Annotated in this window: 11 protein-coding genes; 9 read left to right on the forward strand and 2 right to left on the reverse strand. The window is 65.8% G+C overall.

Features of this window, described 5'->3' with window-relative positions:
• Nucleotides 1-23: 23 nt before the first annotated feature.
• Nucleotides 24-1,781, forward strand: coding sequence for a VanW family protein (locus IIE29_RS09665; protein ID WP_209325041.1), 1,758 nt, complete (start codon nucleotides 24-26; stop codon nucleotides 1,779-1,781).
• A 73-nt stretch (nucleotides 1,782-1,854) separates the two neighbouring features.
• Here the strand turns inward: IIE29_RS09665 and IIE29_RS09670 are convergent, their stop codons facing one another.
• On the reverse strand, nucleotides 1,855-2,940 hold the full coding sequence (locus tag IIE29_RS09670) for a GNAT family N-acetyltransferase (RefSeq protein WP_209325042.1): 1,086 nt from the start codon (nucleotides 2,938-2,940) through the stop codon (nucleotides 1,855-1,857).
• A gap of 190 nt (nucleotides 2,941-3,130) precedes the next feature.
• Between IIE29_RS09670 and fdxA the strand changes: the two genes are divergently transcribed.
• The 3 genes from fdxA to IIE29_RS09685 all read left to right on the forward strand — a co-directional run bounded on the left by fdxA (nucleotide 3,131) and on the right by IIE29_RS09685 (nucleotide 6,121).
• A complete protein-coding gene (gene fdxA / locus IIE29_RS09675) occupies nucleotides 3,131-3,457 on the forward strand; it encodes a ferredoxin (RefSeq protein ID WP_209325043.1) in 327 nt (108 codons plus the stop codon).
• Nucleotides 3,458-3,468: 11 nt separating this feature from the next.
• Nucleotides 3,469-4,590: a succinyldiaminopimelate transaminase gene (gene dapC, locus IIE29_RS09680; RefSeq protein ID WP_209325044.1), complete on the forward strand. Its 1,122-nt coding sequence runs from the start codon at nucleotides 3,469-3,471 to the stop codon at nucleotides 4,588-4,590.
• A 247-nt stretch (nucleotides 4,591-4,837) separates the two neighbouring features.
• A complete protein-coding gene (locus tag IIE29_RS09685) occupies nucleotides 4,838-6,121 on the forward strand; it encodes a citrate synthase (RefSeq protein ID WP_209325045.1) in 1,284 nt (427 codons plus the stop codon).
• A 701-nt stretch (nucleotides 6,122-6,822) separates the two neighbouring features.
• Here IIE29_RS09685 and dapD read toward each other — a convergent pair.
• A complete protein-coding gene (gene dapD, locus IIE29_RS09690; protein ID WP_209325046.1) occupies nucleotides 6,823-7,767 on the reverse strand; it encodes a 2,3,4,5-tetrahydropyridine-2,6-dicarboxylate N-succinyltransferase in 945 nt (314 codons plus the stop codon).
• Between the two features lie 42 nt (nucleotides 7,768-7,809).
• On the opposite strand from dapD, the gene dapE reads away from it, so the two are divergent.
• The 5 genes from dapE to IIE29_RS09715 are packed head-to-tail and all read left to right on the forward strand — an operon-like array spanning nucleotide 7,810 to nucleotide 12,386.
• Nucleotides 7,810-8,976, forward strand: coding sequence for a succinyl-diaminopimelate desuccinylase (dapE, locus tag IIE29_RS09695; RefSeq protein ID WP_209325047.1), 1,167 nt, complete (start codon nucleotides 7,810-7,812; stop codon nucleotides 8,974-8,976).
• 5 nt (nucleotides 8,977-8,981) lie between these two features.
• On the forward strand, nucleotides 8,982-9,782 hold the full coding sequence (locus tag IIE29_RS09700; RefSeq protein WP_209325048.1) for an LOG family protein: 801 nt from the start codon (nucleotides 8,982-8,984) through the stop codon (nucleotides 9,780-9,782).
• Entirely contained in the window at nucleotides 9,779-10,678 is a 900-nt protein-coding gene (gene folP, locus IIE29_RS09705) for a dihydropteroate synthase (RefSeq protein WP_343071861.1), read from the forward strand. The genes IIE29_RS09700 and folP overlap by 4 nt, the downstream gene beginning before the upstream one ends.
• Nucleotides 10,679-10,713: 35 nt before the next feature.
• Entirely contained in the window at nucleotides 10,714-11,154 is a 441-nt protein-coding gene (locus tag IIE29_RS09710) for a DivIVA domain-containing protein (RefSeq protein WP_209325049.1), read from the forward strand.
• Nucleotides 11,151-12,386 carry a hypothetical protein gene (locus IIE29_RS09715; protein ID WP_209325050.1) on the forward strand — a complete coding sequence of 412 codons (1,236 nt, stop codon included), beginning with the start codon at nucleotides 11,151-11,153 and terminating at the stop codon, nucleotides 12,384-12,386. The genes IIE29_RS09710 and IIE29_RS09715 overlap by 4 nt, the downstream gene beginning before the upstream one ends.
• The last annotated feature ends 23 nt before the right edge of the window (nucleotides 12,387-12,409 follow it).

The following is a 12,409-nucleotide window of genomic DNA, read 5'->3' on the forward strand; positions in this document are numbered from 1 at the left end:
TTTTCGACATCCTCGGGAGGAAGATGAGGCCCCAGACCCCAGCCGACGGAACCTCGGGCGCTGTTGGGCCCCGCTCCTCGGTCGAGGGTGCCCGGACGAAGCGGATCTGGCCCCTCTTCCTCATCGTCCTCATCGTCCTGGCCGCGCTCTATATCGTGGTCGGGTTCCTCAGCGGACGCGTGCTGACACCGGGGACGACCGTGGCCGGAATCGACATCGGAGGCAAGAGCGCCACCGCTGCTGAGAACACTCTTCGCAATGATCTGCATGACGAAGCGAACAGGGACATCGTCCTGCAGGCAGGAGAACCGACGGCGAAGCTCGATCCCGCCGATGCCGGCATCACCTTCGACGCCGAGGCGACGGTCGACCGGGTCACCGGCTTCAGTCTCGATCCCACCGTGATCTGGAACCGCCTGTTCGGCGACAGCGAGGTCGCCCCCGTCATCGACGTCGACGAGAAGAAGTTCGACAAGGCCACCTCGAAGGTCACCGAATCGCTGGCCGTCGAGCCCAAGAACGCGGAGCTCGGCTTCGAGAAGACCACCCCGAAGGTCAAGGACGGTGCCGTCGGGCAGACGGTCGAGGCCGATCAGGTGCGCACAGCGATCGACGAGAACTGGCTGCGCACGAAGGACGCACTGCCCGTCCAGCCGACGCAGGTCGATCCCGACATCACCACTGCAGAGGCAGAGGACATGGCCACCGGGTTCGCCGAGGACGCGGTGAGCAAAGACCTGAAGATCGCAGCCGAACCGGGCAAGGACGCGGACTCGAGCGTCAAAGGCGGTGACCTGAATGTGTCGCCCGCGATCATCGCGAAGACGATGACCTTCGATGCGAAGGACTCGAAGCTGGTGCCGGTCTTCGACCAGGAGGCACTGCAGAAATCGGTTCTGGACGCGAACAAGGACATCGGCAGACCCGCCGAGGACGCGAGTTTCACGATCAAGCACGGAAAGCCTCAGGTCGTGCCCTCCAAGAAGGGCATCGGAATCAAAGCCAAGGAACTGACCACGGCCGTCTCCGATGCGATCAAAGGAAAGAACGACACCCCGGAGGTGACCCTGGCCTCCGTCGAACCCGACTTCACGACGGAGGATGCGAAGAAGGCCGATGTGTCGAAGGTGGTCTCCGAGTTCTCCACCGGCTACAGCTCCGAGCCCAACCGCGACAACAACCTCCGAGTGGCCTCGAAGAAGGTCTCAGGGACCGTGTTGCAGCCGGGCGAGCAGTTCTCCCTCAACGAGACCCTCGGCCAGCGCACAGCGGCCAACGGGTACAAGCCGGCGGGTGTGATCTCCGACGGACAGATGAAGGAAGACTTCGGCGGGGGTGTCTCGCAGGTGTCGACGACGCTGTTCAACGCCGCCTTCTTTGCCGGTTTCGACCTCGATGAGCACCAGGCCCATTCGCGCTACATCTCCCGCTACCCGGAAGGCCGGGAGACGACGCTGGACTGGTCCTCCATCGACTTGAAGTTCACGAACAACTCGAAGACTCCGGTCGTGCTCGATATGTATCTCAAAGGCGGAGAGGTCCACGCCAGAGTCTTCGGCGTGAAGAAGTACGACGTCTCGGCCGGTGCTTCGGACCGGTTCAACCACACCTCACCGGGATCGCTCACCGAAGGCGGCGCTTCCTGCACCCCGCAGGCACCCAAGGGCGGATGGTCGATCCGAATCACGCGGACGATGAAGGACGTCGAATCGGGTCGGACCACGAAGGACGGGTTCACCACGGTGTACCGACCGGTGAACAAGGTCGAGTGCAAGGGCTGAGCACGATCGTTCGCAGGGGGCTGAGCTCGACTTTCGGGCTGCAGCGGCCGAGCCTCGCTCGCCACGGCCGGGATCAGGCGCGCTCGGCGTACCAGGAACGGTGGCGCATGGCAGCTCCGAGTGAGCCGAACAGGTTCAGCGAGGCCTCATTGCTCGCTTCGATGTCGACGAGGTAGGACCTCACCCCTCGTTGCGCCAGGAGAGCCGCCGCGGCCCGGACGACCGACCGTCCGGCACCTCGACGACGGAGATCAGGACGGGTCACGAGGTTGGTGATGACGCCCCATTTGCTGCGTTCGACCACCCGGGCTGCGGAGACCATGGACCGCGATCCGTCGGGGTGCTGGGCGTATGCGGTGACGAATTCGCAGGGCTGGTCGGCCGTGATGAGAGAGCGGAAGGCCTCTGCCGCGCCGGACGCGTCCCCGGGGCTGCGCTGACTCGTCCACGCAGCGAAATGCTCCGGTGTCGGCGCATCGGCGACGTCGATGGCCAGTCCCGGGGCGGCCGCCTCGGCGGGGGCCGAAGCACCAGCGGCCGCCTCGGCGGTGGCGCCGGTCAGCAGGAGGACTGCCTCGGAGGGGGAGTAGCCGCGTGCCGAGAGCAGGGGTGCCAGTCCCTCGCATTCGGGTGCCAACGTGGACGAATCGTCGGCCGAATAGATCTGGATCCGGCTCGGCTTCTCCCGCGTGCGGTACCACTCTTCGACGGCGTCGAGGCTCTGTTCCCACCCCAGTCCGGAATCGGTCACGGGCAGGCAGCTGTTGGCTCGGCGCGTGGCGGAGTCCGAACTGCGCAGCAGCCATCCCTTCTGGAGCAGGCTGAGGTCGGCGGCGGACTCAGTGCCCTCATTGCGCAGGTTCTCCACGTGCAGCCACGACACGTCCTGCGGAAGCCAGGCGGCGGCCGAGATGCGACGGAGATCGACAGCGGAGACGATCTCATGGGTGCGCCCCGAGCGGGTCGGTGCCGGCGGCACCTCGTGGACGAGCAGGATCTGGGGGCGCGAGATGCGCAGCGGCCCGCGTTTCGTGTCGATCTCGACCCCCGCCTCGTCGACGGTGGTGACGACGCCGAGCGCATCGGAGGTCGAATGGGAATCCCCGGGGTCGAGCGAATACCGTACGACCACTCGTCTGCCGGGCTGCAGCTCGTCCACTTCTCGCCTTCCTCCGTCGAATCCGTGCTCTCCCACCCTAAGACACGGAGGCGGCCGCCTGGAGCAGGCGTGACGGTCGAGGGCAGATGCAATGCGAATCACCTGAGACCGATGGGCGTGGAATACGGGCGAAGGCGTATTGTGGGATGTGTATGCGCATCATCTGTGAAGCTTTCGAGGAGTCAGTCCTGTGACGTACATCATTGCTCAGCCCTGTGTCGATCTCAAGGACAAGGCCTGCATCGACGAATGCCCGGTCGACTGCATCTACGAGGGCGAACGCAGTCTCTACATCCACCCGGACGAATGCGTCGACTGCGGAGCCTGTGAGCCGGTGTGCCCGGTCGAGGCGATCTTCTACGAAGACGATGTGCCGGAGGAATGGGAAGAGTACTACAAGGCCAACGTCGAATTCTTCGACGACCTCGGTTCGCCGGGCGGAGCCGCGAAACTCGGCAACACGCACAAGGACCACGCGATCATCGCTGCCCTTCCGCCCCAGAGTCACGACCTCTGAGCTTCTGAGCCATGACGACTTCCTTCGGACTCGACCTGCCCGACTACCCCTGGGACCGGCTCACTGACTTCCGTCGCCGCGCGGCCGAACATCCCGACGGCGTGTGCGACCTGTCGATCGGCACCCCGGTCGACCCGACGCCCGAGGTGATCCGGCGCGCCCTGGCCGCCGCCGGAGACGCACACGGCTATCCCACGACGGCGGGCACCTCGGAACTCCGCGAGGCCATCGCCGGATGGTATGCGACATGGCATTCGGTCGCACTCGACCCCGCCACCGAGATCCTGCCGACCGTGGGTTCGAAAGAGCTCGTGGCCTGGCTGCCGACACTGCTGGGCCTGCGGCAGAGGGGACTGGCAGTGGCCTGTCCGTCGGCCGCCTACCCGACCTATGAGATGGGGGCGACGATCGCCGGAGTCGAATGCCGGCGCCTCGATGCCGCCGAGGTCGCTGCGGGAGCGTCACTCGAGGGCATCGGGCTCCTGTGGATCAACACACCGGGAAACCCGACAGGGGAGGTGCTCGACGCCGATATCCTCGCCGAGGTGGCCCGCCGTGCCCGTGCCGCCGGAGTCGTGCTCGCCTCCGACGAGTGCTACGGACTGCTCAATTGGGAGTCCGATGAGCCTGCGCCGAGCGTGCTCTCCGTCGTCGGGGAGACCCGCACACGTGTGCTCAGCGTCTACTCGATGTCGAAGCAGTCGAATCTCGCAGGCTACCGCGCCGCCTTCGTCGCCGGAGATGCGGACCTCATCGCCGACCTGACCCGTTCCCGCAAGCACGCGGGAATGATCGTGCCCTACCCGATCCAGGCGGCGATGGTTGCGGGACTCGGCGACACCGAGCACGTCCGCGTGCAGAAGGAGATCTACCGATCGCGGAGGAACCTGCTCCGAGCGGGACTAGAGGACTTCGGATTCCGCATCGATCATTCGACCGCGGGCCTCTACCTGTGGGCCACGGCGGACAAGAACTGCTGGGATTCGCTCGGCGACCTCGCCGAGCTGGGCATCGTCGCGGGACCGGGAGAATTCTACGGCGCGGCAGCCAGCGACCACGTGCGCATCGCCCTGACTGCCACCGACGAACGCATCGCAGCCGCCGCAAAGCGACTCCATGAGGCGGCGGCGTGAGATTCGCCGTCTGTCCCGGTCTGACGGACCGGGGCGAGGGAGCTGCGGTCTCCGAGGGTTTGCCAAGGTTGCGCAAAGACTGCATTCAGGACAGAAAAGTTCGTGTTTGACCAGGTCAAATGTATTACCGGTGAGTAGAAGCGGGGTGCAGCGATTTTCTCATTCCCACAGTTATCGGTAGTCTTTGAACGAACTGTGCAAGACACCTCAGGAAGTTCTTGAGGTACGTCAACGGTGAGGAGATCGAATGACTTCGGAGGCGAACCTCAAGATCGCTGACACGGAGCTGACACTGCCCGAGGTGTCGGCGTCGGCGGGCAACAACGGATACCGTATCGGCTCTCTGCTGAAAGAGACCGGGTCGGTCACATATGATCCAGGGTTCGCCAACACCGCATCCACGTCTTCGGCCATCACCTTCATCGACGGCGACGAGGGCGTTCTGCAGTACCGCGGCTATCCGATCGAACAGCTCGCCGAGCAGTCGAACTTCGTCGAAGTCTGCTACCTCCTCATCTACGGCGAGCTGCCGACTCAGGAACAGTTCGATGCCTTCGATGCCCGACTGCGCGGACACACGATCGTGCATGAGGATCTGCGCCGCTTCTTCCGTGCCTTCCCCTACGATGCACATCCGATGCCTATGGTGGCAGCGGCGGTCGCGGCTTTGTCGACGTTCTACCAAGATGACCTCGATGTCTTTGACGAAGGTCAGATCGACACCTCCTCGTTCCGACTGCTCGCGAAGATGCCGACCATCGCTGCTCTGGCACACCGGAAGAACATGGGTCTGCCGGTCATCCATCCGGACAACTCGCTGAGCCTGGTCGAGAACTTCCTGCGTGTGAACTTCGGAGTCCCCGCCGAGGAATACGAGCCGGATCCGCTCGCCGTGAAGGCCATGGATCAGCTGTTCATCCTCCACGCCGATCACGAGCAGAACTGCTCGACCTCGACAGTGCGACTGGTCGGTTCGTCCCAGGCCAACGTCTTCCAGTCGATCTCTGCCGGTGTCAACGCCCTGGCCGGGCCCCTGCACGGTGGCGCGAACTCCGCAGTGCTGGAGATGCTGCAGCAGATCGCGGCCTCCGACGACGGACCGAAGAAGTTCATGGAACGCGTGAAGAACAAGGAGGACGGAGTCCGCCTGATGGGCTTCGGCCACCGCGTGTACAAGAACTACGATCCGCGCGCGAAGATCATCAAGAAGACTGCAGACGAGGTCCTCGCTCGTTCCGGCGGTGATCCGCTGCTCGAACTGGCACAGCAGCTCGAAGAGATCGCGCTGGCCGACGACTACTTCGTCGAGCGCAAGCTCTATCCGAACGTCGACTTCTACACGGGGCTCATCTACAAGGCGCTCGGATTCCCGACGAATATGTTCACCGTGCTCTTCGCCGTCGGCCGCCTGCCCGGTTGGATCGCGCAGTGGCGCGAGATGATCAAGGATCCCGAGACGAAGATCGGTCGCCCGCGGCAGATCTACACGGGTGCCTATTCCCGCAACTACACGGACATCAACGACCGCTGAGCACCCGCGCGCTCACGGCTGCTGAGCCCCCGCGCGGCAGAGACACCTGAGCACCCGGGCGGCAGGGACACCTGAGGCCTTGCGGCCCGTGCTGACGGCGCCGGAGCAGAATCCTCTGCCCGGCGCCGTTGCGCATTTCCGGCTTGATACAACGCACAGAACTCCACGCATCGCACATCGTTGCTCTCGTACAGAGCTGCACGCATCCCTCACCGTTGCTCTCGCACAGCACTCCCGGCGCTACAGCCCACCCCAGGTGACACAGCCCCGTACCGCCGCCGAAGGACACCTCGAGCGGCGAATCACCCTGCAGGAAAGGGGCGTTGAGCGGCTGACTGGAGGAGGAGCCGCCTCGGCGAGGCCCCGCTGCGTCCCACACCGTTGCTGCTGCATCGCACCGGCAGTGTTGTTGCGCACCGGTGGCAGCACATCCTCTCGCAGGAACACGCGGGTATGTCAGGAACGGGTCGGAGCGGCAGGTACGGGTCGGTACGACAGGAACGCGTCGCGATGGCAGTTTCCCCTTCAGGGCACACGGGGTGAATGCCGCGAGGGCGCGTCCACATCGTGTGAACGCGCCCTCGTCTTCCCAGAGGTCGCCAAACACGTCGCCGCGGGCGCCCCGTGCAGAAGGCGATGAGTGCCCCCGGCCGCATAGTGCCGGCCGCTCAGCGCAGCGTCAGCTCAGAACTGCCGACGGCTCAGTGCAGATCGGGGTTGAGCTCGATGCCCTTGGAATCGCGGGCGATCGCCTCGACGGCGCCGGTGATCGAGTTCCGGCGGAAGAGGATGTTGTTCTGTCCGCTGAGCTCGGCGGCCTTGACCACAGCATTGTCCTCGCCCGGCACGGTGACGCGTGTGCCGGCGGTGAGGTAGAGACCGGCTTCGACGATGCAGTCATCGCCGATGGAGATGCCGACTCCCGCGTTGGCACCCAAGAGGCTGCCCGAGCCGATGGAGATGCGGTGGGTGCCGCCGCCCGAGAGGGTACCCATGATGGAGGCCCCGCCGCCGATGTCGGATCCGTCGCCGACGACGACGCCCTGCGAGATGCGTCCTTCGACCATGGCCGATCCCAGAGTGCCGGCATTGAAGTTGACGAATCCTTCGTGCATCACCGTGGTGCCCGACGCCAGGTGTGCGCCGAGGCGGACACGATCGGCATCGGCGATGCGCACGCCGGAGGGAATGACGAAGTCGGTCATGCGCGGGAACTTGTCGAGTCCGTAGACGGCGACCGGCCCACGTGCCAGCAGCTTGGCGCGGGTCGCTTCGAAGTCCTCCGGCGAGCAGGCGCCGTACGAGGTCCACACCACGTTGGAGATATGGCCGAAGATGCCGTCGAGGTTGACATCATTGGGGGCCACGATGCGGTGGGACAGGGCATGCAGCCGCAGATAGGCGTCCGCCGCCGAGGCGGGACCGGCGTCGAGGTCGATCGTGGTGGTGACCACCTCGGCGCAGGTCCCGCGAGCCTCGTCGGTGCCCACCAGGGCATCGAGTCCGTCGTCGGCGGCGCGAGCGGTGGCGGCAGCCTCGGCGGCCTCAGCGGTCTCACCCGTGCTCAGTGCGGGGTACCAGACGGAGAGGACGATGTCGGAATGGGACGTGGCAAGGCCACGTGCGGAAATGATGCGTTCTGTCATGCCTCAAGCTTAGTCGGTGGCGGCAGTACTAGGCTAAGGGACATGACTGTCGATCCATCTGCTGAGACTGATTCCATCTTCGCGTCCCCGACCGACCCGGGGGACTCCCTCTTCGCCGCTCTCGATGACCCGGCCGAGCTCACGGGGCGTCTGTGCGCCATCGAATCCGTGTCCGGCAACGAAGCCGTCCTGGCCGATGCCGTCGTCGAGGTGCTCGAGAGGATCAGCGCAGGACCCGGACCCGAGCTCGAGATCCTCCGCGATGGCGATACCATCGTCGCCCGCACGAACCTCGGCCGGGCTGAGCGGATCGTCGTCGCAGGACATCTCGACACGGTTCCCGTCGAGCACAACCTGCCTCCCGTGCGCACGAGGATGACCGGAAAGGACTACCCCGACGACGAGGTGATCTGGGGGCGCGGGGCCTGCGATATGAAGGCCGGAGTGGCCATGCAGCTGGCCACGGCCGCCGCGTTGCGCAGCCCCGCCCGCGACGTCAGCTGGGTCTTCTACGATCACGAGGAGGTCGACGCCTCCCTCAACGGACTCGGCCGAGTCGCGCGCAGCCACCCCGATTGGCTGAGCGGTGACTTCGCGATCCTCGGCGAACCGTCGAACGCCTCGGTCGAGGGAGGATGCAACGGCACCATCCGCGTCGACGTCGTCACCACGGGTGTGCGCGCCCACTCGGCCCGCGCCTTCATGGGCGTCAACGCCATCCACGCCGCCGCCGAGGTGCTCGCCCGGCTGGCCGAGCACGAGACGGATACGGTGACGGTCGACGGACTCGACTACCGCGAGTCGCTGTCGGCGGTGAACATCAGCGGCGGTGTCGCCGGCAATGTGGTGCCCGATGAATGCCGCGTATCCGTGAACTACCGTTTCGCCCCGAGCAAGTCGGCGGCCGAGGCGGAAGCGTTCCTGCGCGAATTCTTCTCCGGCTTCGACCTCGTCGTCACCGATGCGGCCGAAGGCGCCAGGCCTGGTCTCGACCGTCCGATCGCGCAGGACTTCATCGACACGCTGGGACTGTCCCCGGCCCCGAAGCTCGGCTGGACCGACGTCTCTCGGTTCAGCGCACTCGGTGTTCCCGCGGTGAATTTCGGACCCGGCAATCCGCTGTATGCCCACAAATCGGATGAGCACGTCAGAGTCGCCGAGGTGGAGCAGGCCACCCGCATCCTGTGCAGCTACCTCGAGGGCCGGTGAGTCCGATGGACGACAGAGGACAGTCCGCTCCGAGCACGTCGGCCGGGTACTACCGGAAGGGCCCGCTGCGTCTGCGCGGTGATCAGGTGCCTAAGGCGACGGCGGATCAGCGTCTGCTCGACCGGGGCTCGGGAGCCGCTTGGGCGCACGAGGACCCGTGGCGGGTGATGCGCATCCAGGCCGAGTTCGTCGAAGGCTTCGGGTCGCTGGCCGAGATCGGCCCGGCCGTGGCGCTGTTCGGCTCCGCCCGGCTGCACGCAAACACGCAGGCCTATGCGGACACCCGTGAGATCGCCCGTCGTCTCGCCGCAGCCGGAAATGCCATCATCACCGGTGGTGGCCCCGGCATCATGGAGGCGGGCAACCTCGGTGCCGTCGACGGCGGGGGAGTGTCCATCGGCTTGGGCATCGAGCTGCCCTTCGAATCGGGACTCAACGACCACGTCGAACTCGGGGTGAACTTCAGGTACTTCTTCGTCCGCAAGACGATGTTCCTGAAGTACTCGCGCGCCTTCGTCGTCATGCCCGGCGGCTACGGCACGCTCGACGAGCTCTTCGAAGCGCTGACTTTGGTGCAGACGGGCAAAGTGACGTCATTCCCGATCGTGCTCTTCGGCCGTCGCTATTGGCAGGGACTCGTCGACTGGCTGACCGAGTCGATGCTGGCTGCAGGCGCGATCGGTCCGAAGGACCTGTCCCTGTTCACCCTCACCGACGATATCGACGAAGTCGTGGCAGCGATCGGACCGGGCCGACCGGGACCGGGCACCGGCGCTGCGTCCGAGACGAGCAGGAGCCGACCGTGAGAGGCAGCAGCGCCACACAGTCCGGCCCGGCACCTTTCGACCTCGCACAGGCTCGGCCGGGTGCACCGGCGATCATGGCCGTGATCAACCGCACGACCGATTCGTTCTATGAATCCGCTGCGACTCTCGACGAAGCCATCACCGCCGTCGAGGCTGCCACCGCCGACGGCGCCCACATCGTCGACGTCGGGGGAGTGCGCGCTGGCCGCGGTCGGGAGATCTCCGCGGCCGAGGAGATCGAACGCGTGTGCCCGACCATCGAAGCCGTCGCCGCCGCGCACCCGGACGTTCTCATCAGTGTCGACACCTGGCGACACGAAGTCGCCGAAGCTGCCTGCCGGGCCGGAGCCGGTCTGATCAACGACACCTGGGCGGGAGTCGACCCAGAGGTCGCCGAGGTGGCCGCCCGCTTCGGGGTCGGGATCGTGTGCTCCCACACCGGTGGGCTGATTCCGCGAACAGATGCTCATCGCAACCGGTACGGCCTGCATGCGGCGGAGGTGGTCGACAAGACCCTGTCCGGAGTCAGCGAACTCGCCGCAGCCGCCCGCACCGCCGGCGTGCCCGAGGACCGGATCGTCATCGACCCCACCCCGGACTTCGGGAAGAACACCTACCAATCGCTGCGTCTGCTGCGCGAACTCGACCGCTTCGCCGACACCGGCTACGCGGTCCTGCTGGCGATCTCACGCAAGGACTTCGTCGGAGAGGCGATCGGTGACGTGGTCCCACCGGATCGGCTCAACGGCACCATCGCCGCGACCGCTCTGGCGGTCGAACGCGGCGCGGCGCTGATCCGCACCCATGATGTGCGTGCGACCGCCGATGCCATCGATGTGACTCTGGCGATCACCGGCGAGGCCGAGCCGAAACACACCGTGCGCGGCCTGCGCTGAGCCTCCGGTGCACGCGACTGTGCGAAAATGAAGCCATGCCTGTGTGGATTGTGATCGGTGTCGCGGCTGCGATCTTCGTCCTCGTCTTCGTCGTCGCGGCCACCTTCAACGTCTTCTCAGCCGAGACGCTCGACGAGGCGGAAGAGCCCTGGACCGGGCTTCCCGAGGGATTCACGGGAGCGGACCTGGAGGCGGTGACCTTCCGCCCGGCGCTGCGCGGCTATCGGATGGAGGATGTCGACGAGGCCATGCAGATGTTGAGCGAACGCCTGCGCGAACTCGAATCCGCACACGCCGAGGACTCGCGACCGAACCCGTCCGCCGTCGATTCAGCGGACCGACCGAATCTGTCCGCCGCCGACTCAGCGGACCGGCCGAACGCGCCTGCCGTCGAGCCGACGGATCGGCCGGCGTCCGCGCACTCGGATCGGGGCCCTGCCGCCGATGCACCGGAAACGGCTGCCGGACAACGATGAGCCGACCTGCCGACCTGCCCGGAATCACCCTCGCCCGCGAAGCCTTCGACTCCTCCCGACTCTCCCGTCTCGGCGCGCTGTTCCTGTCGCTGCCGGTCTGGGTCCAGGCCGTTGCCGTGTACTTCGCCTCCCGCGTCGTGAGCATGTCGATCTTCGCCGCCGTCCTAAAGCGGCAGGACCCGGCGAACTGGTCGTCCTCGCCGGTGACGACGACGCTCAACGACTTCCTCAACTTCTGGGACGGCGGCTGGTACGCACGCGTTGCGGACGAAGGCTATCCGCGGATCCTGCCGATCGACGACAGCGGCGCTGTGGGAGAGAACCAGTGGGCCTTCTACCCGCTGCATCCCTCCGTGGTCAGCACCCTGTCGGACCTGACCGGAGTCAGCTACGAGATCATCTCACCGATCGTGTCCACGCTCGCCGCCGGACTGGCCTCGATCGTCATCCTCCACCTGTTCCGGAAGTATGTCGACGGCGACCAGGCGCTGATGGGTCTGGCGCTCGTGATGTTCTTTCCGCCGGCAGCGATCTTCTCCACCGGTTATGCCGAATCCCTGACGCTTCTGCTGCAGGCGATGGCGCTCTTCCTCGTCGTCGAACGCCGCTACCTCTCCGCGCTGCCGGTCGTCGTCCTCATGGACCTGTCCCGTCCGATCGGTGTGGCCTTCTCGTTCTTCATGTTGCTCCACCTCATCGACCGGTTCCTGCGCCGCAGGCACGATCCGTACCCCGCCGCCGAGGCGGTTCGGTCATGGACCCTGGGCGTGCTCTCCTGCGCGGCGGCCCTCATCCATCCCGTCCACGCTTGGTGGGTGACCGGATCGATGACGGCCTACACCGACACCGAGGCGGCCTGGCACACCGGAGAGACGACGTTCCTCGTCCAATGGGTCGCCCAGTCGATCAACCTCATCGGTCCGTTGGGTCCGGTGCTGCTCGCCATCGTCGTCGCCGGGATGCTTGCGCTGATATTCTCCCCGGCGGGAGCGCGTATGGGACGGACGATGCAGCTCTTCTGCCTCGGCTACGGCATCTATCTGCTCATCTTCTTCAATCCCCAGACCTCGACCCTGCGTCTGCTGCTGCCGCTGTTCCCGATGGCTCTGACCCTGGCATCGGTGCGCTCGCGAGGTTACCGAGCCGCGCTGCTGGTGGCCTATATTCTGCTCCAGATCGTGTGGGTGGCCTATCTGTGGCACTTCACCCCGCCGGCCGATCTGCCGCCCTGATCGCTCGTTTCGTCGAAAGTTAC

Source organism: Brevibacterium renqingii (genome assembly GCF_017808095.1).
Taxonomy (GTDB): Bacteria; Actinomycetota; Actinomycetes; order Actinomycetales; family Brevibacteriaceae; genus Brevibacterium; species Brevibacterium renqingii.

Excerpts from the sequence above, each read along its gene's own strand:
- IIE29_RS09700 (WP_209325048.1), top strand. The coding sequence starts at position 8,982 with ATGGACGACAGAGGACAGTCCGCTCCGAGCACGTCGGCCGGGTACTAC.
- dapC (WP_209325044.1), top strand. The coding sequence starts at position 3,469 with ATGACGACTTCCTTCGGACTCGACCTGCCCGACTACCCCTGGGACCGG.
- dapE (WP_209325047.1), top strand. The coding sequence starts at position 7,810 with ATGACTGTCGATCCATCTGCTGAGACTGATTCCATCTTCGCGTCCCCG.
- IIE29_RS09715 (WP_209325050.1), top strand. The coding sequence starts at position 11,151 with ATGAGCCGACCTGCCGACCTGCCCGGAATCACCCTCGCCCGCGAAGCC.
- IIE29_RS09685 (WP_209325045.1), top strand. The coding sequence starts at position 4,838 with ATGACTTCGGAGGCGAACCTCAAGATCGCTGACACGGAGCTGACACTG.
- IIE29_RS09710 (WP_209325049.1), top strand. The coding sequence starts at position 10,714 with ATGCCTGTGTGGATTGTGATCGGTGTCGCGGCTGCGATCTTCGTCCTC.
- IIE29_RS09665 (WP_209325041.1), top strand. The coding sequence starts at position 24 with ATGAGGCCCCAGACCCCAGCCGACGGAACCTCGGGCGCTGTTGGGCCC.
- dapD (WP_209325046.1), bottom strand. The coding sequence starts at position 7,767 with ATGACAGAACGCATCATTTCCGCACGTGGCCTTGCCACGTCCCATTCC.